At 46.0% G+C, this 24,662-nt stretch carries 27 protein-coding genes; 23 read left to right on the top strand and 4 right to left on the bottom strand.

All coding sequences use genetic code 11. The features are described 5' to 3' along the window. Positions 1–49 precede the first annotated feature (49 nt). The 7 genes from BN6465_RS09495 to BN6465_RS09465 all read left to right on the top strand — a co-directional run bounded on the left by BN6465_RS09495 (position 50) and on the right by BN6465_RS09465 (position 5,345). Positions 50–619, top strand: coding sequence for a putative ABC transporter permease (locus BN6465_RS09495; protein WP_066733927.1), 570 nt, complete (start codon positions 50–52; stop codon positions 617–619). 1 nt (position 620) lies between these two features. Further along, positions 621–1,115, top strand: coding sequence for a hypothetical protein (locus BN6465_RS09490; RefSeq protein WP_066733924.1), 495 nt, complete (start codon positions 621–623; stop codon positions 1,113–1,115). Positions 1,116–1,336: 221 nt separating this feature from the next. After that, a complete protein-coding gene (locus BN6465_RS09485) occupies positions 1,337–1,870 on the top strand; it encodes an HXXEE domain-containing protein (RefSeq protein WP_066733922.1) in 534 nt (177 codons plus the stop codon). 327 nt (positions 1,871–2,197) lie between these two features. After that, entirely contained in the window at positions 2,198–3,028 is an 831-nt protein-coding gene (locus tag BN6465_RS09480; protein ID WP_066733919.1) for an SDR family oxidoreductase, read from the top strand. Between the two features lie 35 nt (positions 3,029–3,063). Then, positions 3,064–3,819 (top strand): carboxymuconolactone decarboxylase family protein, encoded by a 756-nt coding sequence (locus tag BN6465_RS09475; RefSeq protein WP_066733917.1) that lies wholly within the window; start codon positions 3,064–3,066, stop codon positions 3,817–3,819. A 64-nt stretch (positions 3,820–3,883) separates the two neighbouring features. After that, positions 3,884–4,309, top strand: coding sequence for a cupin domain-containing protein (locus BN6465_RS09470; protein WP_066733916.1), 426 nt, complete (start codon positions 3,884–3,886; stop codon positions 4,307–4,309). A gap of 181 nt (positions 4,310–4,490) precedes the next feature. Next, positions 4,491–5,345 (top strand): aldo/keto reductase, encoded by an 855-nt coding sequence (locus BN6465_RS09465; protein ID WP_066733913.1) that lies wholly within the window; start codon positions 4,491–4,493, stop codon positions 5,343–5,345. Positions 5,346–5,355: 10 nt separating this feature from the next. On the opposite strand, the gene BN6465_RS09460 is transcribed toward BN6465_RS09465, so the two are convergent. Then, positions 5,356–5,922: a flavin reductase family protein gene (locus tag BN6465_RS09460; RefSeq protein ID WP_066733911.1), complete on the bottom strand. Its 567-nt coding sequence runs from the start codon at positions 5,920–5,922 to the stop codon at positions 5,356–5,358. A gap of 62 nt (positions 5,923–5,984) precedes the next feature. Here BN6465_RS09460 and BN6465_RS09455 point away from each other — a divergent pair, with 62 nt between their 5' ends. The 4 genes from BN6465_RS09455 (at position 5,985) to BN6465_RS09440 (ending at position 8,264) form a co-directional block, all read left to right on the top strand. Continuing rightward, positions 5,985–6,254 (top strand): winged helix-turn-helix transcriptional regulator, encoded by a 270-nt coding sequence (locus BN6465_RS09455; protein ID WP_082891638.1) that lies wholly within the window; start codon positions 5,985–5,987, stop codon positions 6,252–6,254. 105 nt (positions 6,255–6,359) lie between these two features. Beyond that, entirely contained in the window at positions 6,360–6,926 is a 567-nt protein-coding gene (locus BN6465_RS09450; protein WP_308013051.1) for a helix-turn-helix domain-containing protein, read from the top strand. 29 nt (positions 6,927–6,955) lie between these two features. Then, positions 6,956–7,537, top strand: a complete 582-nt coding sequence (locus tag BN6465_RS09445) for a methyltransferase family protein (protein ID WP_066733905.1) — start codon at positions 6,956–6,958, stop codon at positions 7,535–7,537. Positions 7,538–7,550: 13 nt separating this feature from the next. Continuing rightward, entirely contained in the window at positions 7,551–8,264 is a 714-nt protein-coding gene (locus BN6465_RS09440; protein ID WP_066733902.1) for an alpha/beta hydrolase, read from the top strand. Between the two features lie 8 nt (positions 8,265–8,272). Here BN6465_RS09440 and BN6465_RS09435 read toward each other — a convergent pair whose 3' ends face one another. Continuing rightward, a complete protein-coding gene (locus BN6465_RS09435) occupies positions 8,273–9,184 on the bottom strand; it encodes a helix-turn-helix transcriptional regulator (protein WP_066733899.1) in 912 nt (303 codons plus the stop codon). Positions 9,185–9,198: 14 nt separating this feature from the next. Next, positions 9,199–9,564, bottom strand: coding sequence for an ArsR/SmtB family transcription factor (locus BN6465_RS09430; RefSeq protein WP_066733897.1), 366 nt, complete (start codon positions 9,562–9,564; stop codon positions 9,199–9,201). A 168-nt stretch (positions 9,565–9,732) separates the two neighbouring features. Here BN6465_RS09430 and BN6465_RS09425 point away from each other — a divergent pair, with 168 nt between their 5' ends. The 5 genes from BN6465_RS09425 to BN6465_RS09405 all read left to right on the top strand — a co-directional run bounded on the left by BN6465_RS09425 (position 9,733) and on the right by BN6465_RS09405 (position 17,484). After that, positions 9,733–9,951, top strand: a complete 219-nt coding sequence (locus BN6465_RS09425) for a cation transporter (protein WP_066733895.1) — start codon at positions 9,733–9,735, stop codon at positions 9,949–9,951. A gap of 40 nt (positions 9,952–9,991) precedes the next feature. After that, positions 9,992–11,887, top strand: coding sequence for a heavy metal translocating P-type ATPase (locus BN6465_RS09420; protein WP_066733893.1), 1,896 nt, complete (start codon positions 9,992–9,994; stop codon positions 11,885–11,887). A gap of 141 nt (positions 11,888–12,028) precedes the next feature. Then, positions 12,029–14,365: a ferrous iron transport protein B gene (gene feoB, locus BN6465_RS09415; RefSeq protein ID WP_066733892.1), complete on the top strand. Its 2,337-nt coding sequence runs from the start codon at positions 12,029–12,031 to the stop codon at positions 14,363–14,365. Positions 14,366–14,499: 134 nt separating this feature from the next. Further along, positions 14,500–15,528, top strand: a complete 1,029-nt coding sequence (locus tag BN6465_RS09410; RefSeq protein ID WP_066733889.1) for a LacI family DNA-binding transcriptional regulator — start codon at positions 14,500–14,502, stop codon at positions 15,526–15,528. Between the two features lie 24 nt (positions 15,529–15,552). Next, on the top strand, positions 15,553–17,484 hold the full coding sequence (locus tag BN6465_RS09405) for a glycoside hydrolase family 127 protein (protein ID WP_066733885.1): 1,932 nt from the start codon (positions 15,553–15,555) through the stop codon (positions 17,482–17,484). A 17-nt stretch (positions 17,485–17,501) separates the two neighbouring features. Here the strand turns inward: BN6465_RS09405 and BN6465_RS09400 are convergent, their stop codons facing one another. Beyond that, positions 17,502–18,401: a LysR family transcriptional regulator gene (locus BN6465_RS09400; protein ID WP_066733882.1), complete on the bottom strand. Its 900-nt coding sequence runs from the start codon at positions 18,399–18,401 to the stop codon at positions 17,502–17,504. Positions 18,402–18,603: 202 nt separating this feature from the next. On the opposite strand from BN6465_RS09400, the gene BN6465_RS09395 reads away from it, so the two are divergent. The 7 genes from BN6465_RS09395 (at position 18,604) to BN6465_RS09365 (ending at position 24,621) form a co-directional block, all read left to right on the top strand. Continuing rightward, positions 18,604–19,779: an iron-containing alcohol dehydrogenase gene (locus BN6465_RS09395; protein WP_066733879.1), complete on the top strand. Its 1,176-nt coding sequence runs from the start codon at positions 18,604–18,606 to the stop codon at positions 19,777–19,779. Positions 19,780–19,784: 5 nt separating this feature from the next. Next, positions 19,785–20,024, top strand: a complete 240-nt coding sequence (locus BN6465_RS09390) for a hypothetical protein (protein WP_066735215.1) — start codon at positions 19,785–19,787, stop codon at positions 20,022–20,024. After that, positions 20,025–20,564, top strand: a complete 540-nt coding sequence (locus tag BN6465_RS09385; protein ID WP_066733877.1) for a flavodoxin family protein — start codon at positions 20,025–20,027, stop codon at positions 20,562–20,564. A gap of 14 nt (positions 20,565–20,578) precedes the next feature. Then, positions 20,579–21,349: an SDR family NAD(P)-dependent oxidoreductase gene (locus BN6465_RS09380; RefSeq protein ID WP_066733874.1), complete on the top strand. Its 771-nt coding sequence runs from the start codon at positions 20,579–20,581 to the stop codon at positions 21,347–21,349. Positions 21,350–21,351: 2 nt separating this feature from the next. Beyond that, complete coding sequence (locus tag BN6465_RS09375) at positions 21,352–22,878, top strand: sensor histidine kinase (RefSeq protein WP_227183457.1); 1,527 nt, start codon at positions 21,352–21,354, stop codon at positions 22,876–22,878. Then, positions 22,847–23,542, top strand: a complete 696-nt coding sequence (locus tag BN6465_RS09370; protein WP_066733870.1) for a response regulator transcription factor — start codon at positions 22,847–22,849, stop codon at positions 23,540–23,542. The genes BN6465_RS09375 and BN6465_RS09370 overlap by 32 nt, the downstream gene beginning before the upstream one ends. 104 nt (positions 23,543–23,646) lie before the next feature. Further along, positions 23,647–24,621, top strand: coding sequence for an alpha/beta hydrolase (locus BN6465_RS09365; protein WP_334292658.1), 975 nt, complete (start codon positions 23,647–23,649; stop codon positions 24,619–24,621). The last annotated feature ends 41 nt before the right edge of the window (positions 24,622–24,662 follow it).

Genomic DNA, 24,662 nt, shown 5'->3' with positions numbered 1-24,662 from the left:
TTGGAAGGTTATTCTTTTCTCAGATTAAATAGAGAAAGAGGAAAATGAAATGAAAAAGATTAACAACAATATTTGTTATTTGATAATCCTATTTTTTACTGGAAGTATGATTGGTTGGTTTTTGGAAATGATTGCTTTCAAAAGCTCACATAGTAATTTTACTTGGGTTGAGATTATCTTAAATCTACGTGGCGTTTTGCACGGCCCGTGGGTGCCTATTTACGGTTTTGGTTTCGTATTACTTGTTTTACTTGGGCAGAAATTGAAAAAACGGCCTGCTGTGCTTTTCTTAGGGAATGTTGTGGTCTGTGGTCTTTTAGAATATATCACTTCCTTTGCTCTGGAATTGATTTTTCATGCACGGTGGTGGGATTACAGTGCAAAGTTTCTGAATCTTAATGGGCGTATTTATGCTGGAGGACTGCTGCTTTTTGGACTGGCTGGCATGATTGCCGTCTATATCTTAGAACCGTGGTTGCGTTCCCGGATTGTGCATATCCGACATCAAATAAAAGGAATTCTTGTTACTTTTCTGGTCATTGCTTTTTGTATGGATACCTTTGTGGCATTACAGTCTCCCAATCTTGGAATTGGAGTATTGATCACGGAGGTGAGATAGCATGAGGACGATTACGGTTTTACTAACAAAATATTCGGATTGGATTTCCACCCTTGTTTATTATATTGGGGGCCAAGGTTATACCCATGCATCGTTATCGTTGGACGAAGATGAGAATACATATTACAGTTTTAATTACCGTGGATTTTGTGTGGAAACATTAGAAAAGCATCGCCATCGTGGAGTTAAAAAAAGTTTAAGTTACCAGTTAAGTGTTTCTGACGAAACCTATGAAGAAATGAAAAAGAGCATTGGACAATTCAAATCTCATAGGACAGAATATCAATACACAAGAATAGGCGTGGCTTTCTGTGCATTAAGAATACCGTTCAAATGGAAAAAGCACTATTTCTGTTCCCAGTTTGTAGCAGAAATGTTGGCGGCTTCTGGTGCTGTTAAACTGAAGAACAAGCCGCAGTTATATCTCCCTAATCATTTTACCCGTGAGTTACGGGAAAGCAGCCAGCTTTTATCCACACATTATAATTTGGTGTAAATTAATAATTTGCAAACACAATTATAGCATTCAAGAGTTTTTTCTGGAAGCTTTATATTGTAGTATCAAAATACAACAACGTGTCGGATATACTATACACATAGCTAAATTAGATGTCAAACAGGTGGCTTATGGATAAGTTTATGAAAAAATACAGCTTTTTTCTAACGTCGTTGCTGGGAGTCATAGCGGTAGTATAGCTGGTTATAGGATGGGGTGAAATGGATATGTTAAGAAAGCTCCCAATTATTTATATCGTGGCATTAGCTGTTCATGAAATTGAGGAGCTAAAATTTCCGGGTGGTTTTGTGGAACTGGTGACGGTCATGACGGGGTTGAAACTGAAGAAATTGGGACTGGCCCAATTTGGCTTACTAATGTTTACTTTATTCGCAACCATTATTCCTACCTTTATCAGCGGACATGTCTGGACCGTTATGGCAACGTTGTTTATTGGTATTATTGAGATTTTTGCCCATTTAGCTGCAGGAAGAGTCAATCCAAAGAAGTTCTATTCTCCCGGAATGCTAACGGCCATTGTAGTACAGCTTCCTGTAGCCGTGTATGGATTTTACTATTTATTTTCTAATCAGATGTTTGCCCCCATGATGAAAGATGTTCTTAAAAATCTTGAAGTGGTAGTCATAAGTTCAGAGGATATGGATTCCGACGTATACACATCAAAAAATGCAGGACTTGCCGATGAACTATTCTTTAAGTTATTCTCAGTTGTTATAAATGGAGGCGGCAAATAAGAAGGTGGAGATTAGTATATATGAATCCTGCCGCTATTACGCAGTAAAACTGAGGGTTGAATTGCTAATTATAATATTTTACAGATGTAGTGTATCAACACTGAGTTTATACATAGTAAACTAAAGAGAAATTCACGAGTCACCTCAAAGGTGCTAAAATAACAGAAAAAAGCATACATAAAACACAGTTTTATATGCTGTTAAAGCCAGTGTTTTCAACGCATAACAGTGAAGGGCTACATTTTATTATCCCAACTGGTGAGGAATTGAAGTCTGATATTCAGAGCTGGGCAGCCGGGCATGGTTTGTAAAAGAAAGGAGAAAAAAATGAAAGATGTAGTGATATTAACGGGAGCAGGACAGATTGGGATGGCGATTGCAAGGAGGACTGGCTATGGAAAGAAAATCCTTATCGGAGACAAGAATCCGGAACATGCGCAGGCTATTGCAAAGACGATGAGCGATGCGGGCTTTGACGTGGAAGCGATAGAAATGGATTTGTCTTCCAGAGATTCTATTCTAAATATCATTGCAAAGGCGAAGGAATTTGGTGATATCACTGCGTTGATCAACGCGGCAGGGGTGTCTCCCAGCCAAGCTCCGGTAGAGGCTATTTTAAATGTGGATCTTTATGGGACAGCCGTGCTTTTGGAAGAGGTTGGTAAAGTTATCAAAGAAGGAGGCGTAGGCGTGACTATTTCCAGCCAGTCCGGGCATCGTATGCCGGCTCTGAGCGCCGAAGTGGACGCGCAGCTTGCCACGACGCCGACAGAAGAACTGCTGAATTTGGAGGTGCTGAAGCCGGAGAATATCAAAGATACGCTTCACGCGTATCAGATGGCGAAACGGTGTAATGAAAAACGTGTCATGGCGGAAGCTGTTAAGTGGGGGAAAAAGGGTGCAAGAATCAATTCTATCTCACCGGGAATCGTTGTGACTCCTCTTGCGGTTGACGAGTTTAACGGGCCGAGGGGAGATTTTTATAAGAATATGTTTGCAAAATGTCCGGCAGGAAGGCCGGGAACAGCAGATGAGATTGCAAATGTGGCGGAACTCTTGATGAGCGATAAGGCAGCGTTCATTACAGGAGCAGACTTTCTGATCGACGGAGGGGCCACTGCATCTTATTTCTATGGGCCACTGAAACCGGAGGAATAAATTTCAAAGAATGCAGATAGAAAGAAGGTAGTATTATGGCGATTACGAAATGTTCAAGAGAATATCATGAAAAAATGTTTCCGGGATACCACTCTTCACTTTGGGAGACGGATCCGGAATTTATAGAGCGGTTCGATAACTTTGCCTTCGATGAAGTTATCAACGAAGAAGGGCAGGGGCTGGAGGACAGGACAAGGTTCATGGCAATCCTTGCGGCACTGCTGGGATGTCAGGGAGTGGATGAGTACAGGGCCATGCTTCCGGCGGCTATGAACTTTGGGGTGGCTCCGGTGGAAATCAAGGAAATCGTCTATCAGGCGGTGGACTATCTAGGTATCGGCAGGGTGTTCCCGTTTTTGAAAGTAACCAATGAGGTCTTGACAGAACAGGGGATTCAGCTGCCTCTTGAAGGGCAGGCGAAGACAACAATGGAAGACCGGCTGGAAAAGGGGATTCAAGCACAGGTGGATATTTTCGGCGAGGGTATGAGGGAGTTTTACAAGTCCGGGCCGCAGGAATCCCGGCATATCAACCGCTGGCTTGCAGAGAACTGTTTTGGAGATTTCTACACGAGAAGCGGTCTTGATTATTGCCAGAGAGAGATGATTACGTTCTGCTTTCTTGCGGCGCAGGGTGGGTGCGAGCCGCAGCTTATAAGCCATGCGGCGGCAAATATGAAACTGGGAAATGACAGGCGGTTTTTAATCCGTGTGATTTCCCAGTGTCTCCCTTATATCGGTTATCCGAGAAGTTTAAATGTGCTGCAGTGTGTGAACAAAGCGGCGGAATAATTTTATCGGGGATGTTTAGGTATAGAGTGAATAAGAAAACACAATCAGAATAGGAGAGAAGATTATGAGTACAAAACAGGAAGTAATAGAACAGATGATATTCCCTATGGGGGAGAAAAATGATGTATTTGCCAAATACTTTGTGGGACAGAGCTATCTGAACATGATTTCTACAGAACAGGTCGTGGTGGGCAATGTAACCTTTGAACCGGGCTGCCGTAACAACTGGCATATTCACCATGCAGACAAAAACGGCGGACAGATGCTTCTTTGTACAGCCGGGGCAGGCTATTATCAGGAATGGGGGAAGGAGCCAAGAAAGCTTCAGCCGGGAGATGTCGTTCATATCCCGACAGGTGTGAAGCACTGGCATGGTGCGGCGCCGGATAGCTGGTTTACGCATCTGGCTATAGAAGTCCCGGCAGAGAACGCTTCTACAGAATGGTGTGAAGCGGTTTCAGACGAGGATTATGGAAAACTAAAAGGATAGTTCCCTATACCAGTTCTTACATGGTTTTTATAAAATATAGAATGTGAATCATGGAAGAAATCAAACTGGATTTACGAGAGGGGAATGAAGAAAATACGGTCGTCGGTGCAGGAAGTATCATGACGAAGGTTATAACGGAGAAATAGTAATAGACTGAAAAGACAAATAGGAGGTAATAAAGATGAAACAGACTTATATCACATTGAATGATGGTAACAAGATTCCACAGTTCGGTATGGGTGTCTATATGGTGCCGGAAGGCAGGGAAACTTACAGGGCGGTTCTGGAGGCGCTGACGCTGGGGTACCGGCATATTGATACTGCACATGCTTATCAGAATGAACGGAGCGTGGGAGCGGCGGTAAGGGAGAGCAGAATTTCCCGGGAAGAGATATGGATTACTACCAAGTTGTGGCCAAGCGAATATGGAGAAGGCAAGACGGCGGCAGCCATCGACAAAATGCTTTCCAGACTGGATACCGGCTATATCGACCTGCTTTTGCTTCATCAGCAGTTCGGCGACTATCTGGGGGCATGGAAGGATATGGAAAAGGCTGTGGAAGCCGGGAAGGTTCGTTCGATTGGAATCTCCAACTTTGAGTCGGAACGTTTGGAAGAACTTTGTGAGGCCGCGGTAATCAAACCTGCCGTTCTTCAAGTGGAATGCCATCCATATTATCAGCAGAACGCGCTCAAGGAGCGTATTGCACCCTATGGCACAGTCATTGAGAGCTGGTATCCCATTGGCCATGGAGATGAGGGGCTGATTAATGAATCCGTGTTTACCACACTGGGAAAGAAATATGGGAAAAGCAATGTGCAGATTATACTGCGCTGGCATATTCAGGAAGGGAATATCATCTTCCCGAAGTCTGCCAATCCGCAGCATATTCGTGACAACTTTGATATCTTTGATTTTGAACTGACCCCTGAGGAGATGGATGCCGTCCGCGCGGTGGACAAGGGCGAGCGATTCTTTAACATGAGCCTTGCTGAACAGGAGGCAAATCTGGGGCAGTTTGTTCCGGCAGATTAATGAAATACGATTACTTTTTCAGCTGCAAACCGTCTTTGAAGGCTTCGCCAACTCTTTCAGCCACCCTATAGTAGCCATGCGTATATGGGTCAAAGGCGATAGCGTTTACTAAGGACATGTCGATTTTATCGCCGGTCATGACACTTTCATCTGCGGTTACGTTTACCACCTTACCGATAACACCACACCCGTATTTTCCGTCCTGATACTCAATGAATTCGCACTCCAGACAGAGTGGGAATTCATTGATGACTGGCGCGTCCAATTTCTCGGATTTACTTGCGGTAAGACCACTGTTTTCAAATTTGTTTGAAACCCTGTTTCCGGACTCGACACCGAAATAATCCGCCTCGGCCACATGGGCGGCATCGGCAATGCTTACTGTAAACGCACCCCTTGCCTTGATGTTTTTAACTGTTTTATGTGTCTCTGTCAGGTTGAGGGCTACATGGCCCCTTTCCTGCATAGTGCCCCATGCGGCATTCATGACATTCACACTGCCATCTTCATTGTAAGTTGCCACCATCAAAACGGGCATAGGAAAAATACCTTCTGTTATATTAAGCTTTTTTCTCATCGTTATTACCTCTTTTCTTTTATAGGATTGACAAACAGCATGCTCTTATCTATGATTGTAGCATGCAACAGAAAAAGTACAAGATGATTATCCTCTACTGTCTGATGGAGTTTGAAATTGTAAGGTTTAATGAATTAAAACGATATTTGAAAAATGTGACAGATAAAACACTCAGCAATCATCTGAAAGAACTTGAGTCAGACAGGCTTATTATCAGGAAAGAATATCCCCAGATACCGCCAAAGGTTGAATACAGCCTGAGCGACAGAGGAAAATCTCTGATGAAAGTTTTAGACCAACTATGTATTTGGGGCGAAGAAAATAGAGAATAATTGAATTTTAAAAGGGCGCTACTTCAAGTTGCGTATAAGCAAATATAGGTTGGTAGAGAAACCGGCAATGAAAGTATATATTGTAACCATAGAATATGAAGGGAGATGTATTTTATGAGTTTCGCAGAAAATTTGAAGAATATAAGAAAAGAAAAAGGCATGTCACAGGAAGAGTTAGCGGAAATAATGGATGTCAGCAGACAAGCGGTTTCTAAATGGGAGCAGGGGTCAGGGTATCCCGAAGTTGAAAAGCTCCTGCTTCTTTCCAGTAGATTAAATATTTCTTTGGACAGCCTTATGTCTGAAGAAATTGCCCAAAGTTATAATTCAGAAAATCAAAAGGCTACAGGGACGATCTGCATCTCATCCCCAAATGAAAATGTGATAGCAACGTGTTATAAAGTGATGTCATCGGGCAAAATGGCGGGCGGAAAGAAGTCTCCGCAATATGCCTTGTTTGGTGTCGGTAATGGAAGCTCTTCGTTTTGGGGAGAACCGACTGTCTTTTTAGGCTGGTATGCAAGCCATGAATTACTCTCAAAAGAAGTTAACGAGATACAAAAGGCCATTGCTGCGGGGATTCCTACGTATGAATTAAAATATAATGCCAAAGTCGAAAGAAAATGGCTGAGGATGAAACTTATAGATGAGGGAGATAAGGATAAGCCTTAAAGGAGGCGAAAAGGTGAAGGGAGAAGGGCATGAGTTGGAGAATCACAGCAATTTTAATTCTGCTGGTTTTTTATGTTGTATATATAGGAAAAATGATTCTGCAGAGAAAAAAAGGCATACGTACAGACCAGATTGCAAAGAGGCAGAGGCGGGATAAGATATTTTATACAGAACTAGTCATGAAAATAGCAACCTACTTTGTAGTACTTGTGGAGGTAGTAAGTATTTTAGTGGTGAAGCCAGATTTCCCGGCTGCTGTTATCATCATCGGGATGCTTTTGGGGATTGCCGGAGATATGATTTTTGCTGCTGCGGTAGTGACTATGCGGGATAGCTGGAGGGCTGGAATTGCAGAGGAAGACAAGCGGGAAATGATTACTTCCGGCATCTATAAAATCAGCAGGAATCCGGCATTTTTAGGTTTTGATTGTGTATATCTTGGAATCCTTCTTATGTTTTTTAACTGGATATTATTGGCCGCCTCAGTGTTTGCTACTCTTATGCTGCATTTGCAGATATTGCAGGAAGAAAAATATTTACCCGCTGCCTTTGGTGAAGCGTACATAAGTTATAAGAAGTGTGTGCGCAGGTATTTGGGAAGAAAGGAATAGGGTGTGGACTGTTATGAGAGAATATAAGATAATGATTGATAGAATTCCGGCAATTGTCTATGGGGAGGCCTCCGAGAACTGCTACTTGTTCATCCATGGGAAACAGGGATTCAAAGAAGAAGCAGAGTCCTTTGCCCGAATCGCCGTCCCAAAGGGCTGGCAGGTTCTTAGCATTGACCTGCCGGAACACGGAGAGCGGAAAATGGAAAAGGATAGGTTTAATCCATGGTGCGTTGTGCCGGAATTGAAAATGGTTTTGCAATATATGAGGCAGCATTGGACAGTGGCAGCACTAAGGGCGAATAGCATTGGAGCATGGTTTGCCATGCAGAGCTTTTGTGGCTTGGAGTTTGTGAAATGTTTATTTGTTTCCCCCGTGCTGGATATGGAGAAGCTGATTCAAAATATGATGCAGTGGGCGGCGGTATCTGAGGAGAGATTAGAGACAGAATCGCTGATTCCTACGGATTTCGGAGAGACACTTTCATGGGACTATTATAAATATGCAAAAGCACATCCGGTTGTGGAATGGCAGTGCAGGACTGATATCCTTTATGCTGAACACGACCAGATGACGTCACGGGATACGGTTACGGATTTTGCGGAGCGGTTTCATGCATCACTCACCGTTATGAAGGACGGTGAGCATTGGTTCCATACACCAGAACAAGTGGATGTGATGAACAAGTGGACGGAAGAGTGTGTGCAGGTGTTGGGGAAAAACTAATAAAAATTTTATTCATGATGATATTTGCGGTACTCTGTCGGCAGCACTCCAAAGTATTCTTTGAAGGAGGCGGTAAACTTACTCTGATTTCCGTATCCTACGGCCTGCGCGATTTTGGAGATACTGTCTTGGGTTTGCAGCAGGAGTCTGGCGGCCCGCTCCATTCGGTGTTCTTTTGTGTGGGCGGCGATAGAATTTCCATAAACCGCCTTGAATACGGTTTTTAAGGTGGTAGGATTTATCAAATACTGCTTTGCCAGAGACTCAATTGTAAAGTGCTGCTCCATATGCTCGGTCAGCAGCTGATGAATATTCCGTATAATCTCAACCTGCTCTGATTGATAGCCGCTTAAATGCTCTTTAGAAGAGACATCACGCTTGCCTAGGTACAGCAACAGTTCCAGCACCTTTAGCTTTTGATAAGGAAGGCGGAAGGATTCCCGCTGCTCGTAGAAACCGGAGAAAATAGACTCGGTCTCTGCATTTCCGGCAAAGGAAGCAGGGGTACCGTTTGTACAGAACTTATTCAGTAAAAATTCTCCGGTGATTCCTGTGCCGGCGAGAAGTTCCGGGGGATTCTGGGTAAGTATGTTCGAATCTATACAAAGTGTGAAGCCTTCATAATAGTCGTTGGGCAAAGTCATGACAGAATTTGCACAGGCGTCCATCGTATGCAGGCTGTAATCTCCCGCGCCGAGGTAAATAGTCTCTCCGCTTGCCATTTTCCATCCTATACGGCCGGCTCTGCAGTAATTAATCTCCAAAATGTGTTTGAGCGCGTCATGAGGGAGCGCTATCTTATCGGATTTGAGGGTAAGAAAAGAAAGCTCTATACCGTGGTGTAGGCGGCATGTTTCTATCCGGTTTTCGTCTGGAAGCTGGGAGAGGCCGGTTTCTATTTGTTCTAAATTATACTTCATCTTATTCTCCTGTTCTAATCGGGACATGTGATTTCCATTATTTTTTCTATCATTTGATGCAGCAGGCGGCTCTGTTCGGTGTCGGCTGCTTTATAATACACTTCTTTACCCATACGTCGGCTGACGATCAGGCCGGTACTACGCAGCAGGCGGAGGTGGTGGGAAACAGCGGGGCTTGACATTTCCATCATGGCAGAAATATTAATGACACATTCTTCACAGTGGCATAACAGCCAGAATATGCGGATTCTGCTTGTATCACCTAACTGCCGGAAAACTTCGGAAACGGTCTGAAAGTTTTGAACTTGTGAGAGCTGCTCTTGCAAGTGATGAGAAGTATCCTGCGCTCCATGTTGATGCGGTAATTTCATTATATCCATATAAATATCTCCTTTTTGCTCTAAATAGAAATGAATTTAGCCCGTTTGGCAGGGGATGCCGGAGGGGCATTGACTTGTGCATTTACCCGTATTATACTTCAGTCATAACAATTAAACAAGTGCTTAATTGTAAAATTAAAAATGAATTCTAGAAAGGGGTATATTCACATGAAAAAAACTTACAAAATCGAGGTAGACTGTGCAAACTGCGCAAATTTGATGGAGGATGCGGCCCGCAAGACTTCTGGTGTGGCTTCTGCTGTTGTCAACTTTATGACACAGAAGATGACGGTAGAATTTGTGGATGGACAGGAGCCGAAAGCGGTTATGCAGAAAGTACTCAGAGCATGTAAAAAGGTGGAGCCTGACTGTGAGATTGTACTTTGATTCATATGTCTGACGGGGTAAATGGAAAGAGAGGGTCATTATGAACAAAAAACAAAAAAGGATGCTGGCCCGCATTGTGATTGCGGCCGCCATGCTAGTTGTATGGAACGTTATTCCGATTGCCGGAGCGCTGCGCCTGATCTGCTATCTGATTGATTATCTGGTCATCGGTTATGATATTTTGAAAAAAGCAGGAAAAGGTATTTGGAACCGCAGAGTATTTGATGAGAATTTTCTAATGGCAGTGGCCACAGTGGGGGCGTTCGCGCTGGCGCTATACTCCGGAAGCGGCGACTACAATGAGGCTATAGCCGTGATGCTGTTCTATCAGGTTGGGGAATTGTTCCAGAGCTATGCTGTGGGTAAGAGCCGCAAGAATATCAGTGCGCTCATGGATATCCGTCCTGACTATGCCAATATGGAGCAGAATGGAAAGTTAGTGAAAGTGGATCCGGACGAAGTGGAAATCGGCAGTGTAATCGTAGTGAAGCCGGGGGAAAAGATTCCGCTGGATGGAGTTATCACAGAGGGAAATTCCAGTTTAAATACCAGTGCACTCACTGGCGAGAGCCTGCCCCGGGACGCCAAGGCAGGGGATTCTGTCATCAGTGGCTGTATCAATATGACCGGTGTGCTGAAAGTGCAGACCACGAAGGAATTTGGCGAATCAACAGTGTCTAAAATTTTGGAACTGGTGGAAAACTCCAGCTCCCGTAAATCCAAATCCGAAGATTTTATTTCCAAGTTTGCAAGAGTTTACACACCTGCCGTCTGCTATAGCGCGCTGGCATTGGCCTTTCTTCCGCCTCTAATCCAGATGGCGGCGGGGAATCCGGCCCAGTGGAGTGTCTGGATTTACCGTGCGCTGACATTTTTAGTTATCAGCTGTCCCTGCGCGCTGGTCATCAGTATTCCGCTCAGTTTCTTTGCCGGTATCGGTGGAGCCAGCAAGGAAGGGATATTGATCAAGGGCTCCAACTATATGGAAACCTTATCACAGGCAAAATATGTTGTATTTGATAAGACCGGAACTCTGACGCAGGGAGTGTTTGAAGTCAGCGGCGTCCACCATAATGAGATGGAGAACGCCAAGCTTTTGGAATATGCGGCATTGGCGGAGAGTGCGTCTTCCCATCCAATCAGCAAGAGCCTTCAAAAGGCTTATGGCGGCCAGATAGATTTGAGCCGGGTAGGCGATGTGGAAGAGATTGCCGGATATGGCATCAAGGCTCAGGTGGACGGCAGAACAATTGCCATCGGCAACAGCAAACTGATGAAGGAGCTTGGCATTGAATATTACGACTGTCACTCTGTGGGAACGATTGTCCACATTGCTGTTGACGGCGAGTACGCCGGCCACATCGTGATTTCTGATATCGTAAAGCCTCACTCCAAAGCTGCTGTCGCGGAGCTGAAAAGGGCGGGCGTAGAAAAAACGGTGATGCTGACCGGAGACGCAAAGCGTGTGGCAGAGCAGGTTGCCGGTTCTCTGGGAATCGACGAGGTGTACAGCGAGCTGCTGCCCGCGGATAAAGTCGCCAAAGTAGAAGAGCTTCTCTCCGCAAAACAGGAAAAGGCAAAACTGGCTTTTGTAGGGGACGGAATCAATGACGCCCCGGTATTGACCCGTGCAGATATTGGCATCGCTATGGGGGCTATGGGCTCCGATGCTGCAATTGAGGCGGCGGATGTAGTGCTGATGGATGATGACCCGATGCAGATTCCGAAGGCTGTCAAAATCTCCCGTAAATGTATCCGCATCGTGTACCAGAATATTAGTTTTGCGCTGGTGGTTAAATTTGGCTGTCTGATTTTGGGAGCCATGGGTATCGCAAACATGTGGTATGCGATTTTTGCGGATGTGGGAGTGATGATTCTGGCGGTTCTCAACGCCATTCGCGCTCTGCGGGTGCATGGGCTTGGAGAAAAACAGTGAATGTTACCTTAATCCAATCAGAAAGTTTTTTGAGCCAAATAGAAACAAGCGCTCAGAACATATTGACTCTTTCCATAAAAATGCTATTATGATAAAGAGAGATAGTTAGAATCTGCTAACTAGAACGGAAGGATGAGACATATGACGCTAAGAGATTTGAAAATTGGAAATACGGCAACAATCCTCTCTGTCGGGGGAAACGGGGCTTTGCGGCAGCATTTTTTGGATATGGGGCTGATACAGGGCGCCGAGGTGACGGTTGTCAAATATGCCCCTATGGGAGACCCTATAGAGCTTCGGATTCATGGGTATGAGCTGACTATCCGTCTGGAGGATGCAAAGAAAATTGAGATAAGCAATCCCCATGAGGCAAAGCAGGAAAAAACAGCGCGACGAAAAAAGGAAACCATTCCCCATCCGGGTTACGGAGAAGGGGGGAAGTACCATGAACGCAAAACAGAAAATCCTCTGCCGGAGGACACGGTGCTCACCTTTGCGCTTGTGGGAAATCAGAACTGTGGGAAGACGACGCTGTTTAACCAGCTGACAGGCTCTAACCAGCACGTAGGCAATTTTCCCGGGGTAACGGTGGACCGGAAAGACGGAGTGATTAAAGGACACAGCAATACGCTGCTGACCGATTTGCCGGGAATCTATTCTATGTCGCCATATAGTAGTGAGGAACTTGTCACACGTGAATTTTTGCTGAAGGAAAAGCCAAAAGGCATCATCAATATTGTGGATGCCACCAATATTGAGCGTAATATGTATTTGTCCATGCAGCTTCTGGAGCTGAACATGCCTATGGTTATAGCGCTGAATATGATGGATGAGCTGCGGGATAACGGAGGCTCTGTACTGGTGAATGAACTGGAGGACTATTTAGGTGTGCCGGTGGTTCCTATCTCAGCCTCAAGGGCAGAAGGGATTGACGAGCTGGTAAAGCATGCCATACACGTCGCCAAGTATCAGGAGTGTCCGGAGAACACAGACTTTTGCGATGAATCCACGGGAGGCATCCATAGGGGAATCCATGCAGTAATGCACCTGATCGAGGATCATGCCAAAGATGTAGATATCCCAGTGCGCTTTGCGGCAAGCAAGATTCTGGAGGGGGACAGGAAGGTTCTTGAACATTTGAACCTCACACAGAATGAGACGGAAACGTTGGAACATATTTCCCGCCAGACGGAGGAGGAGACCGGGCTTGACCGGGCGTCGGCGATTGCATCCATGCGTTTTGACTACATAAAGAAGGTCTGCGGAGAAACAATTGTAAGGCCGCATGAAAGCAAAGAGCGTATCCGTAGTAGGAAAATGGACCGGATACTGACCGGAAAATATACTGGAATCCCGGCGTTTATCGGAATTATGGCCTTGGTCTTCTGGCTGACCTTCAGCGTGATCGGCGAAGGCCTTAAAAACCTGCTGGAGATGGGAATCACATCTCTCACCGGCCTCGTAAGCGAAGCTATGGCTGCGGCGGGAGTCAATGAAGTGCTGCGCTCCCTTGTGGTAGACGGCATATTCACCGGAGTGGGAGGCGTGCTTAGCTTCCTGCCCATTATCGTTACCCTCTTTTTCTTCTTATCGATTCTGGAGGACAGCGGTTATCTGGCCAGAGTGGCGTTTATTATGGATAAGCTCCTGCGCAAGTTAGGATTGTCAGGACGCAGTATTGTACCGATGCTGATCGGGTTCGGGTGTACAGTTCCCGGCGTGATGGCAAGCAGGACACTGCCGTCCGAGAGAGACCGCAAGATGACCATTTTACTGACACCGTTTATGAGCTGTACAGCAAAACTGCCGATTTACGCATTCTTTACAGCGCTGTTTTTCCCCGAGCACGGAGCTCTCGTTATGATCGGACTGTATTTGTTCGGGATTGCCGCAGGAATCTTGATGGCGCTTATTTTCAAGAAGACAATGTTTCAAGGGGAGCCGGTTCCGTTTGTACTGGAGCTGCCGAACTACCGGATGCCCGGGGCAAAAAACGTTGCCCAGCTTCTCTGGGATAAAGCCAAGGACTTTCTTCAGAGGGCCTTCACCATTATCTTCATTGCGGTCCTTGTGATTTGGTTCCTGCAGAGCTTCGATTTGAGTTTCCATCTGGTAACGGATTCCAAGGATAGTATGCTGGCAGCCGCCGCAGGTTTTATTTCTCCAATTTTTACGCCCATTGGCTTTGGCGACTGGAGAATATCCACAGCCCTCGTCACAGGGTTCATGGCAAAGGAAAGTGTTGTTTCCTCCTTGACAGTCCTGTTCGGCACTACGGACGCACTGCTTGGCACGCTTACTACGGCCAGCGCCGCTTCCCTTCTCGTATTCTGCCTGCTGTATACACCTTGTGCTGCGGCAGTGGCTTCTATAAAACGGGAGCTTGGCGGTAAATGGGCGCTGGGAGTTGTATTTGGACAATTTGCTATTGCGTGGATCGCGGCGGTTCCAGTGTATTACATCGCAGTGCTGTTATAGGACAAGTAACCAGTCAAAGGATGAATTAAGAATAGACAAACAGTCAGATGTAGAAGTCTGACTGTTTTTTTGCGCAGGCAGAAATTGCAAACGTTTGCATTTTTGATTGACAAAAGTAAAATAAGAGTCTTATAATGAGAAAGACAAAATGCAAACGTTTGCAAAAAGGATGTGAAAAGATGGTTACAATCAGTGATATTGCTAAAGAATTAAATCTAAGCATAAGCACAGTATCGAGAGCCTTTACTAATCCGGAAATGGTAAAGGAAGTGACTCGTAAGCAGATTATAGAAAAGGCGGATGAGATGGGATATCAAGTCAATATGATTGCAAGCCAGCTTCGCAACAAATCATCCAAACTTATAGCACTTGTATCCCTGCAGCCAAGGATGTCTTGGTTTACTGACGATTTATTAAATGGAGCACAAGAATATGTGCGGGAGGAAGGCTATGAGATAGTGACCTTGAACGCGCACAATGCCAAGGTAGACAGTATATCCATATGTGAGAGAATGCGGTTTGCCGGAATTATCATCGCCGCTACGGAATTGGGAAGAGATGTTGAAGTAAAGAGGAGTAAAATGCTGCCCACTGTATACGTGAACCGCATGAGCGAGGAAGGGAACAATATTTTAACAGATGACGCTGCGGGGATATCTGATTTGATGGACTATTTATATTCTATAGGTCATCGTAAAATTGGATATATCAGCGGTCCCGAAAATTCCCTTAACTCGGTGATAAGACTTAATACATTTAAGAAAAAAATGCAGGAGTACGATTTGCCAGTCCGGGATGAGTGGATAGAAAGAGGAGAATGGATGGCAGAGGATGCCCGTGAAGCGGCAAGAAATATTTTAAGTCTTCCGGAGTACCCTACCGTATTAGTCGCAGCAAATGATCAGATGTGTATCGGTGTGTATCAGGCAATTCAGGAAAAGGGATTGGTGGTGGGGAGAGATATCTCTGTAGCCGGCTATGACAATACTGAATTTTCCCAGTGGATGAATCCGCCATTGACAACAGTGTCTTTACCCCTATATGAGATGGGGCAAATTGCTGCCAGAACATTGTTGATGAAAATCGAAGGAAAAGAAGAGATTAAAAAGGAACAAATAGTCAGAGGTGAATTGATTATAAGAGAGTCTACCAGGACAGTTTAAAGATTAGAATGGAGGAATCAACCGATGAAGAAAACTTTTTATACGCCAATAGAAGTCGGAGATTATAAAATCACCGATAATTTCTGGAAGGCGAAGCTGGATATTGTGAAGGACAAGATGATACCTTATCAGTGGGAGGCCTTGAACGACCGGATTGCGGACGCGGCGCCCAGTCACTGCATCCATAATTTCAAGATTGCCGCTGGTATGGAAGAGGGAGCGTTTGCCGGCTGTGTGTTTCAGGACAGTGATCTGGCAAAATGGCTGGAAGCGGTTGGGTATATACTCCTCTATAAAAAAGATGAAGAACTGGAAACCATTGCCGACAGTGTGATAGATATCATTGAGAAAGCGCAGCAGCCCGACGGATATTTGGATACTTACTATATTATTAATGGACTGGATAAGCGTTGGACAAATCTGACCGATCATCATGAACTGTACTGCGCGGGGCATATGATTGAGGCGGGGATTGCCTATTATAATGGTACGGGCAAGGAAAAGCTTCTGGAGGTCGTGAAGAGACTGGCTGATTGTATCGACGGCACGTTTGGCCCCGAGGAAGGAAAAATCCACGCCTACCCCGGTCATGAAATAGTGGAGATGGCCTTGGTCCGCCTGTATGAGACGACGGGGCAGAGGCGCTACCTTAAACTGGCGCAATACTTTATTGACGAGCGGGGAAAAGAACCACTGTATTTTAAGGAGGAAATAGAAAAGAATGGACGCTCTTTTTATTGGGAGCGGAGTCTGTTCCAATACCAGTATTATCAGGCCGGCAAGCCGGTCAGGGAGCAGAAGACGGCGGAAGGCCATGCGGTGCGGGCGGTATATCTTTACTCTGGGATGGCGTCAGTCGCCAAGGAGACCGGGGACGAGACGCTGACGGCGGCCGTAAAGGAGCTTTGGGAGAATGTTACAAGGCGGCAGATGTACATAACCGGCGCAATAGGTTCCTCGGATTATGGAGAAGCCTTTACCTTTGATTATGATTTGCCTAATGATGAGATATACGGAGAGACCTGCGCTTCAGTTGGCCTGATTTTCTGGGCAAGGCGAATGCTTGAAATGGAGTTGAAGGGGGAATATGCGGATGTGATTGAGCGCGCGCTCTACAATGGCTGTCTCAGCGGAATGTCTCAGGATGGGACAAGATTTTTCTATGTGAATCCGTTGGAAGTGAATCCGGAGGCCTGCCGGAAAGACCAGCGCAAAAGCCATGTGGCTGTGGAGAGACAGAAGTGGTTCGGGTGTGCCTGCTGTCCGCCTAATCTGGCCCGCCTGATTGCCTCACTGGGGAATTATGCCTGTGCCTTCTCTGAGAACACGATGGCCGTGCATCTCTACATTGGTGGAGAGATAAAGACGCCCTTTGGGAACACAAGGCTGATTGTTGACAGCAATTTCCCGTGGGAGGGCAAGGTGAAAATCAAGGTTATAGGAGGCGGAGGGAACTTCAATCTAGCTCTCAGAATTCCGGGGTGGGCCCGCGGATATACCGTAACGCTTAATGGAGAGCCCACGGAGGGAAGCTGCAGGGAGGGATATCTGCATTTGAGAAGAGACTGGAAGGACGAAGATGAACTTACGTTGGAATTCCCGATGAGAGTTGAGAAGAACTATGCCAACCCCAATGTAAAGAGCGACCTCGGCCGGGTCGCTCTCACCAGAGGCCCTCTGGTATATTGTCTGGAAGAGATTGATAACGGCAAGGGCCTGACAAAAATAGGAATCAAAGAACATGCCGGTTACCAGCTTGCCGCAGATGGGATGGAAGCCGGTGAAGTCGACATCATCACACAGGGAACGATTGCTGATGACAGCGGCTGGGGAGAGAGCCTGTATCGGTTTGACGGGCCCCCGAACCTGAATGAGATAATGTTAAAATTTGTACCCTATTACCTTTGGAATAACCGGGGAACAGGGGAAATGATAGTCTGGATAAAAGACTGTTAAAATGTTGTGGTAAATGCTCAGCTGGGGCCATCGTTTAATTGTTCTCTCAAGATTGTGATGAACTTTTCAGCCGGTTTGGATAAGATCTGGTATTTCTTCCATATGAGATTCATCTCGGCCTCTACCTTCGGAGTCAGGGGACGGAAACAGAGGTTACTGTTCCCTGTCGTATTGATGATTCTGTCGAAGCTTATGGCATATCCCAGACCTTCATCCACCAATATGGAGGCATTAAAAATAAGATTAAATGTGGCCGTAATATTTAATTCCCCTGCCTGCTTCTTGAGCCACTGGGTTATGTCCCCGCCCCGGTTTTCCTGCTGGGACAGGATCAGTGGCTTATCCCACAAATCTTCGGGGGAAATCACTTCTTTGGACGCCAGCGGAGAATCTTTCCGCATCAGCACGCCCCACACATCTTTGGCCGGTATCCTTATGGCGTTGTATTTGATTAGATCCACTTCTCCAAATACGATTCCAAAGTCGAGCAGGCCTTTATCCAGACGCTCTTTCACAAATGTCGCATTGCCGCTGGAAAGGTGGTAATGGATTCCGGGATAATCCTTCTGTAGTTTCTTTGCCGCTTTGGCGATAATACGCATGGCATCGGTCTCGCCGGCGCCGATATAAATGTCTCCGATGATAATTTCGTCGGAGCAGGTAATTTCTTTTTCTGTCTTTTTCACCAAATCAAGAATTTCTTCCGCACGTTTCCGAAGTATCATTCCTTCTTCCGTTAAAGTTACCTTCCGTGAACCCTTTGTGCCCCGGATGAGAAGCTGCTTTCCAAGCTCTTCTTCCATATTCCGAATCTGTGTAGACAGTGTGGGCTGGGAGAGGTGCAGTGATTCTGCCGCCCGCACGATACTCTGCTCCCTAGCCACGGCGAGGAAATACTGTAATACTCTTAATTCCATCGAAGACTCTCCTTTCAAAATAACTTTTTACAATAGATTTATTAGTCACTAGTTTATCAAAAAGATGAATAGGTTTCAACAATACAAATCTATTTAATATAAGTATTTGATATTTGAATATTGCAGATTTATAGTAGAGTTGTATTAAGGTATAGGAATTCACCGCGGGTATAGGCCCGCTCATAACAAGGAGGAATAAATAATGTTAGGAAATTTTGTGTTTTCAAATCCCACGAAGCTATATTTTGGAGAGGATTCTTTGAACTATCTGAATGAAGAGCTGCCAAAATACGGAAAGAATGTGCAGCTGGTGTATGGCGGCGGTTCTATCAAGAAAAATGGAATCTATGACAAGGTAATTGATATTTTAAAGGCAAACGGAAAGGCAATATTTGAGGATGGCGGTGTCATGCCGAACCCAACGGTAGAGAAGCTTTACGAAGGGGTTCGAATCGCGAGGGACAATCAGGTGGATTTTATTCTCGCTGTTGGCGGGGGCTCCTGCTGTGACTATGCCAAGGCAGTGTCCATTTCTGTGAACTGTGAGGAAGATCCTTGGGAGAAGTATTACTTGAAGTTTGAAGACGTGGATATGGATACAAAAATTATCCCGGTAGGGTGTGTGCTCACTATGGTGGGAACCGGCTCTGAGATGAATGGGGGAGCGGTGATTACGAACCACGAGAGCAAGCTGAAAATCGGGCATGTCTTCGGAGAGCGTGTATTCCCCAAATTTGCAGTGTTGAATCCGGCTTTCACATATTCCCTGCCAAAGTATCAGATGACAGCAGGGTTCTATGATATTATGAATCACATTTGTGAGCAGTATTTTTCCGGTGAGGATGACAATACATCCGATTATCTGATGGAAGGGCTGATGAGGTCTCTCATTTACAGCTCCAGAATCGCAGTCAAAGACCCGGAGAACTATGAGGCAAGAAGCAATATTATGTGGACTGCCACATGGGCGCTCAATACGCTGGTGGCCATGGGCAAATCCACAGACTGGATGGTGCACATGTTAGGGCAGGCGGTGGGCGCGCACACAGATGCGACCCACGGGATGACGCTTTCCGCAGTCTCCCTGCCCTATTACCGCCACATTATGCCCTATGGACTTGCCAAATTCAAACGTTTTGCAGAGTGTGTATGGAATATAGAGCCGGAAGGGAAATCGGATAGGGAGATTGCAGAAGAAGGACTGCGTGCCATGGAGGCATGGATGAGCGAAATCGGGGTAGCCATGAACATCAGGGAGCTTGGTGTGACGGAGGATATGCTTGAGAATCTTGTAAAAAGCACCCTTGTCATGGAAGGCGGATATAAAGTGCTGACGCAGGAAGAAATTTTAGAAATATTCAAAGAGAGTCTGCAGTGAAGAAAATGATGAATTTAGAATCCAGAGAAAAAGTTGTTCAAAATCTGAAGGATGCGGGGTGCGGTCCAGATATCATTGAAGATTTTCTTTTATACTTTGACAGGGAGCAGAAGGAAGAGCAGATTACACTGCTGGAAAAGCATAGAAGAGAACTACTGAACGTTGTGCACAAGGCGGAAAAGAAGATTTACTGTCTTGATTATCTGATATACCAGATAAAAAATGAAAAAGAAAGAGGGATATAGATGGAAAAAAATATTTTAGTCATTTCGACCAGCCTGCGGAAAGGAAGTAACTCGGAAATTCTGGCTGACGCATTGATACGTGGGGCCAAAGAGGCGGGACATCGTGTGGAAAAAGTATGTATCCGGGATAAGGAGATTGCTTTCTGCAGAGGCTGCCTTGCCTGCCAAAAAACAGGCAGATGTGTGATTCAGGACGGCGGGGATGAAATCGCCCGTAAAATGCTGGCGGCCGACGTTCTTGTTTTTGCCACACCGATTTATTATTACGGGATGAGCGGACAGATGAAGACGATGCTAGACCGGGCAAATCCGCTGTATTTTCTGGATTACCGGTTCCGGGACGTCTATCTGCTGGCGACGGCGGCTGATGAAGAGGAACAAGCTATGGACGGCGTACTCAATGGCATTCAGGGTTGGATTTCCTGCTTTGAAAAGGCACGGCTTGCAGGGAGCGTTTTTGCAGGCGGAGTCGATCAGGCGGGAGAGATTGAGAACCATCCGGTACTTGAAAGAGCGTATCAGATGGGAAAGGAAATATAAGGAGAACATAGACTATGGATGCAAAGATGTTAGAAGGAAAAGTTGCAATTATTACAGGGGCAAGTTATGGAATGGGCCAGACAATGGCAGAGCTGTTTGCAGAAGAAGGAGCCAGTGTTGTGCTCACCGCCAGAGGACAAGAAAAACTGGATAAGGTCGTGAACGGAATCCGTGAAAAAGGCGGGAAAGCCATTGGCGTTGTGGCGGATACCTGTTCCACGGAAGATACAAAGAGAGTGATGCAGGAAACACTGGCGGCTTTCGGCGATTTGGATATCCTGATCAACAATGCGGGAATCGGGGAGCAGAAAATGATCGATGAGACGGACGACGAATGGATGATGCAGGTGATGAATACGAATTTGGGCGGGCCTATGCGGTATATCCGGGAGGCACTGAAAATATTTATGCCCAAAAACGAAGGGGTCATTATCAATATCTCCTCCGTAAACGGAGACAGACCTTTCTGCGGGGCTACTTATACTTCCACAAAAGGCGCGCTGAATACGCTGACGAAAAATGTAGCCATGCGGCTTGTAGATACGAACATCCGGTGCAATGCCGTTGCGCCCGGAGCGACCATCACACCGGCCCATCTTGCCAACAAGGCGGGAGAACAGCCCGGGGGCAACGAGATGCTCAAATACAGCGGCCATTATGTGTATTTCCCGGGGCCGGAATGCGATGCCATGGATCAGGCCTATGCCTGTCTGTATCTTGCCAGCAAGATGGGAAAAGCGGTGAAGGGGCAGGTGCTTCAAGTCTGCAATGGAGCGTTTCTGTAAGTATGGCAATGACAATCAAGAAAAAAATCAGGCTGTCCAATATTATGATGGTCCTGATACCAATCCTGTTTACGGCAATCGTGATAAGTGTGTGTCTGCACACATCTCTGGGCAGTTTTTGGTATACGCTGGAAGCTATGTACAGCGATGAAAACAGCATACAGTTTGCCCAGAGCATGATTTATACCTACCAGAAGGAGCTGTGGGAGAATAACTGGGGGCAGGACGGGCATACGGATGACGCCGGGGAAATTAGAAAAAGTGATGAAATGTACCATCTGGAGAATAAACTGTCCGGTATGGGCTATCAGTTCATGATTACAAAAAATGAGAAGCTTATTTATACCAACCTGACAGAGGAAGACATGCAGGCCGCTCGGTCTGTGGCTGGAGATGCCATTGATACGGCGAAATCTCTGACTGCCAGCAGGCACGAGGTGTCCGTCATTAAAAATACCTTTTACCACGGGGAGAAGGCCTTCTGTATCACTGCTGTCCACAGGCAGCAGACGGATGGAACCGTGGTGAATTATCTGAAAAACTATATTTTACGGTATCTGTATGGATTCATCCTCTTGTTTGTGGTTCTTACGGTATTTGTAAATGGAATCACTTCCTGGTGGATTTCCAAAAGTATCCTGAAACCCTTGAAGCGCCTGAGCATGGGAACAAAGGAAATCAGGGAGGGAAATCTGGACACGAAAATGGAATACCGGAAACAGGATGAATTTGGGGAAGTGTGCAGGGATTTTGATGAGATGCGCGCCTACCTACAAGAATCCGTAGAGCAGCGCCTGAGAGACGAAAAGCGAAGGAGGGAGCTTATAACAGGTATTTCCCATGATTTGAGGACCCCTCTGACTTCTATCATTGGCTATCTGGACGGCCTGATGGATGGGATTGCGGATACTCCGGAAAAAAGAATGCGCTATTTACAGGCAATCAAGACAAGGACAGGGAATCTTGTGAGCCTTGTGGAGAGCCTTTCGGAATACAGCAGGCTGGATGACGGTTTCCGATACCGTGTGGAAGAAACAGATTTCAAAGAATTTGTGGAGCAGTATCTGGAAACCTGCAGGCATGACACAGAACAGAATCAGGTGACGGTTTCGTTTGTATATGGAAAAGAGACTTATCCGGTACGGATTGACCGGGAGGAGTTAAAGCGCGTGTTTGACAATCTGTTCACGAACACAGTGAAGTACAGGACTTCGGAAAAATCGCAGATTGAGATATCGCTGAAACGCACTTTAACAGGTATGGATATCGAGCTGGTATTTAAAGATGACGGTCCGGGCGTGCCGGAAGAAAGTCTGGAACAGATATTTGACAGTTTTTACCGGGTGGATGACGCACGGACCCAGTCTGAAAAGGGAAGCGGCATTGGACTCGCCGTGGTCAAAGAGATTATCCTTGGCCACGGAGGAAAGGTTCAGGCGGAAAACAGAGAGGGACTGGCAATCATCATCCATCTGCCGATTGCCGGGGAGGACATAGATGGAAAAAATACTGATTGTGGAAGACGATGAATTGATTGCGGAGCTTGAGCGTGATTATCTGGAGGCCAACGGGTTCGAGACAGAAATTGCTTCTGATGGTCTGGAAGGAGAGAAAAAGGCGAAAACAGGAGAACATGACGCTGTTCTGCTTGATGTGATGCTTCCGGGGAAAACCGGCTTTGAAGTATGCCGGGAGCTGCGGCGTTCTTTGCACCTGCCTATTATTATGGTGACAGCAAAGAAAGAAGATGTTGATAAAATCCGTGGATTGGGCCTTGGCGCAGACGATTATCTGATAAAACCTTTCAGTCCGGCGGAGCTGGTAGCCCGGGTCAAGTCCCATATTCATATTCATAACCTGCTTCTGGAATCCCAGACAGAAAAAGAAGAGACGGAGATTGCGTACCAGAATCTCACAATTCTCCCAAAATCCAGAATGGTCTATCTGGACGGAAAGGAGGTTGTTCTCGTGAATAAAGAATTTGAACTCCTGCTTTTTTTGGCAGAGAACCCCAATATTGTCTTTTCTAGGGATACCCTGTTTGACCGAATCTGGGGGATGGATTCCCTTGGGGATGCGTCCACCGTCACGGTACACATCAACCGTCTGCGGGACAAAATCAGTAAAAATGCTTTAAAGACACAGTTTATTGAGACGGTCTGGGGGGCGGGGTACCGTTTCCGGATTAGTTGACGGTTGAAAAGCTGAAGGTCCTTTCCATGTGAAACAGGAAACCCGTATGGAAGAGATTGCAGATTATTTTACAAAATATGTATAGAAAGAAGGAGTTTTTAATGATGAAAGAGCAGTTGAATTTAACAAAAGAATGGGATAAAACGTTCCCACAGAGTGAAAAGGTAGACCACAGCAAGGTGACTTTCCACAACCGATATGGCATCACGCTGGCGGCGGACATGTATGTGCCGAAGAACGCAGAGGGGAAACTGGCAGCAATTGCGGTATGCGGGCCGTTTGGCGCGGTAAAGGAGCAGGCTTCCGGACTGTACGCGCAGACCATGGCGGAGAGAGGCTTTTTGACCATCGCCTTTGACCCCTCCTTCACTGGGGAAAGCGGCGGGACTCCCAGATATGTGGCTTCACCGGATATCAATACAGAGGATTTTCAGGCGGCAGTGGACTTCCTGTCCGTTCAGGAAAATGCCGACCCTGAAAAAATCGCTATCATCGGTATCTGCGGATGGGGCGGAATGGCGCTGAACGCAGCGGCCATTGACACCAGAATCAAGGCAGCAGTAGCCTCCACAATGTACGATATGGGCAGGGTCAACGCGAAAGGGTATTTTGATTCCGAGGACAGTGAGGAAGCTAGATATGAAAAGCGCAAGGCTTTGAACGCCCAGAGAATTGAGGATTATAAAAACGGGGAATATGCCCTTGCAGGAGGCGTGGTGGATCCGCTGCCTGAAGATGCACCGTTCTTTGTAAAAGACTATTATGATTATTACAAGACAGACAGAGGATACCATGCAAGGTCACTGAATTCAAATGGCGGCTGGAATATCACCTCCTCCCTGTCATTCCTTAACATGCCGATTTTACAGTACAGTCAGGAAATCAGGAATGCAGTGCTGTTGATTCACGGTGATAAAGCACATTCCTGCTACTTCAGCAGAGATGCCTTTCAAAAGCTCAAAGGGGAGAACAAAGAACTTATGCTCATTCCGGGGGCAGTCCATACCGATTTATATGACCGGACAGATGCGATTCCATTTGATAAGATGGCAGAATTTTTCAAGAAATATCTATTATAAAAATGATTCCGAAAAATATGAAGGAAGAACAGCTACCATAC

It is taken from the genome of Bariatricus massiliensis, assembly GCF_900086725.1.
GTDB lineage: Bacteria > Bacillota > Clostridia > Lachnospirales > Lachnospiraceae > Allocoprococcus > Allocoprococcus massiliensis.
Note: the sequence above shows the minus strand (reverse complement) of the source record. Positions and strands in the feature narration are given on the sequence as shown.

Bases quoted from the DNA above. Each gene is read 5' to 3' on its own strand.
- BN6465_RS09495 (WP_066733927.1), top strand. From the start codon at position 50: ATGAAAAAGATTAACAACAATATTTGTTATTTGATAATCCTATTTTTT.
- BN6465_RS09490 (WP_066733924.1), top strand. From the start codon at position 621: ATGAGGACGATTACGGTTTTACTAACAAAATATTCGGATTGGATTTCC.
- BN6465_RS09485 (WP_066733922.1), top strand. From the start codon at position 1,337: ATGGATATGTTAAGAAAGCTCCCAATTATTTATATCGTGGCATTAGCT.
- BN6465_RS09480 (WP_066733919.1), top strand. From the start codon at position 2,198: ATGAAAGATGTAGTGATATTAACGGGAGCAGGACAGATTGGGATGGCG.
- BN6465_RS09475 (WP_066733917.1), top strand. From the start codon at position 3,064: ATGGCGATTACGAAATGTTCAAGAGAATATCATGAAAAAATGTTTCCG.
- BN6465_RS09470 (WP_066733916.1), top strand. From the start codon at position 3,884: ATGAGTACAAAACAGGAAGTAATAGAACAGATGATATTCCCTATGGGG.
- BN6465_RS09465 (WP_066733913.1), top strand. From the start codon at position 4,491: ATGAAACAGACTTATATCACATTGAATGATGGTAACAAGATTCCACAG.
- BN6465_RS09460 (WP_066733911.1), bottom strand. From the start codon at position 5,922: ATGAGAAAAAAGCTTAATATAACAGAAGGTATTTTTCCTATGCCCGTT.
- BN6465_RS09455 (WP_082891638.1), top strand. From the start codon at position 5,985: ATGCAACAGAAAAAGTACAAGATGATTATCCTCTACTGTCTGATGGAG.
- BN6465_RS09450 (WP_308013051.1), top strand. From the start codon at position 6,360: ATGTATTTTATGAGTTTCGCAGAAAATTTGAAGAATATAAGAAAAGAA.
- BN6465_RS09445 (WP_066733905.1), top strand. From the start codon at position 6,956: ATGAGTTGGAGAATCACAGCAATTTTAATTCTGCTGGTTTTTTATGTT.
- BN6465_RS09440 (WP_066733902.1), top strand. From the start codon at position 7,551: ATGAGAGAATATAAGATAATGATTGATAGAATTCCGGCAATTGTCTAT.
- BN6465_RS09435 (WP_066733899.1), bottom strand. From the start codon at position 9,184: ATGAAGTATAATTTAGAACAAATAGAAACCGGCCTCTCCCAGCTTCCA.
- BN6465_RS09430 (WP_066733897.1), bottom strand. From the start codon at position 9,564: ATGGATATAATGAAATTACCGCATCAACATGGAGCGCAGGATACTTCT.
- BN6465_RS09425 (WP_066733895.1), top strand. From the start codon at position 9,733: ATGAAAAAAACTTACAAAATCGAGGTAGACTGTGCAAACTGCGCAAAT.
- BN6465_RS09420 (WP_066733893.1), top strand. From the start codon at position 9,992: ATGAACAAAAAACAAAAAAGGATGCTGGCCCGCATTGTGATTGCGGCC.
- feoB (WP_066733892.1), top strand. From the start codon at position 12,029: ATGACGCTAAGAGATTTGAAAATTGGAAATACGGCAACAATCCTCTCT.
- BN6465_RS09410 (WP_066733889.1), top strand. From the start codon at position 14,500: ATGAGAAAGACAAAATGCAAACGTTTGCAAAAAGGATGTGAAAAGATG.
- BN6465_RS09405 (WP_066733885.1), top strand. From the start codon at position 15,553: ATGAAGAAAACTTTTTATACGCCAATAGAAGTCGGAGATTATAAAATC.
- BN6465_RS09400 (WP_066733882.1), bottom strand. From the start codon at position 18,401: ATGGAATTAAGAGTATTACAGTATTTCCTCGCCGTGGCTAGGGAGCAG.
- BN6465_RS09395 (WP_066733879.1), top strand. From the start codon at position 18,604: ATGTTAGGAAATTTTGTGTTTTCAAATCCCACGAAGCTATATTTTGGA.
- BN6465_RS09390 (WP_066735215.1), top strand. From the start codon at position 19,785: ATGATGAATTTAGAATCCAGAGAAAAAGTTGTTCAAAATCTGAAGGAT.
- BN6465_RS09385 (WP_066733877.1), top strand. From the start codon at position 20,025: ATGGAAAAAAATATTTTAGTCATTTCGACCAGCCTGCGGAAAGGAAGT.
- BN6465_RS09380 (WP_066733874.1), top strand. From the start codon at position 20,579: ATGGATGCAAAGATGTTAGAAGGAAAAGTTGCAATTATTACAGGGGCA.
- BN6465_RS09375 (WP_227183457.1), top strand. From the start codon at position 21,352: ATGGCAATGACAATCAAGAAAAAAATCAGGCTGTCCAATATTATGATG.
- BN6465_RS09370 (WP_066733870.1), top strand. From the start codon at position 22,847: ATGGAAAAAATACTGATTGTGGAAGACGATGAATTGATTGCGGAGCTT.
- BN6465_RS09365 (WP_334292658.1), top strand. From the start codon at position 23,647: ATGAAAGAGCAGTTGAATTTAACAAAAGAATGGGATAAAACGTTCCCA.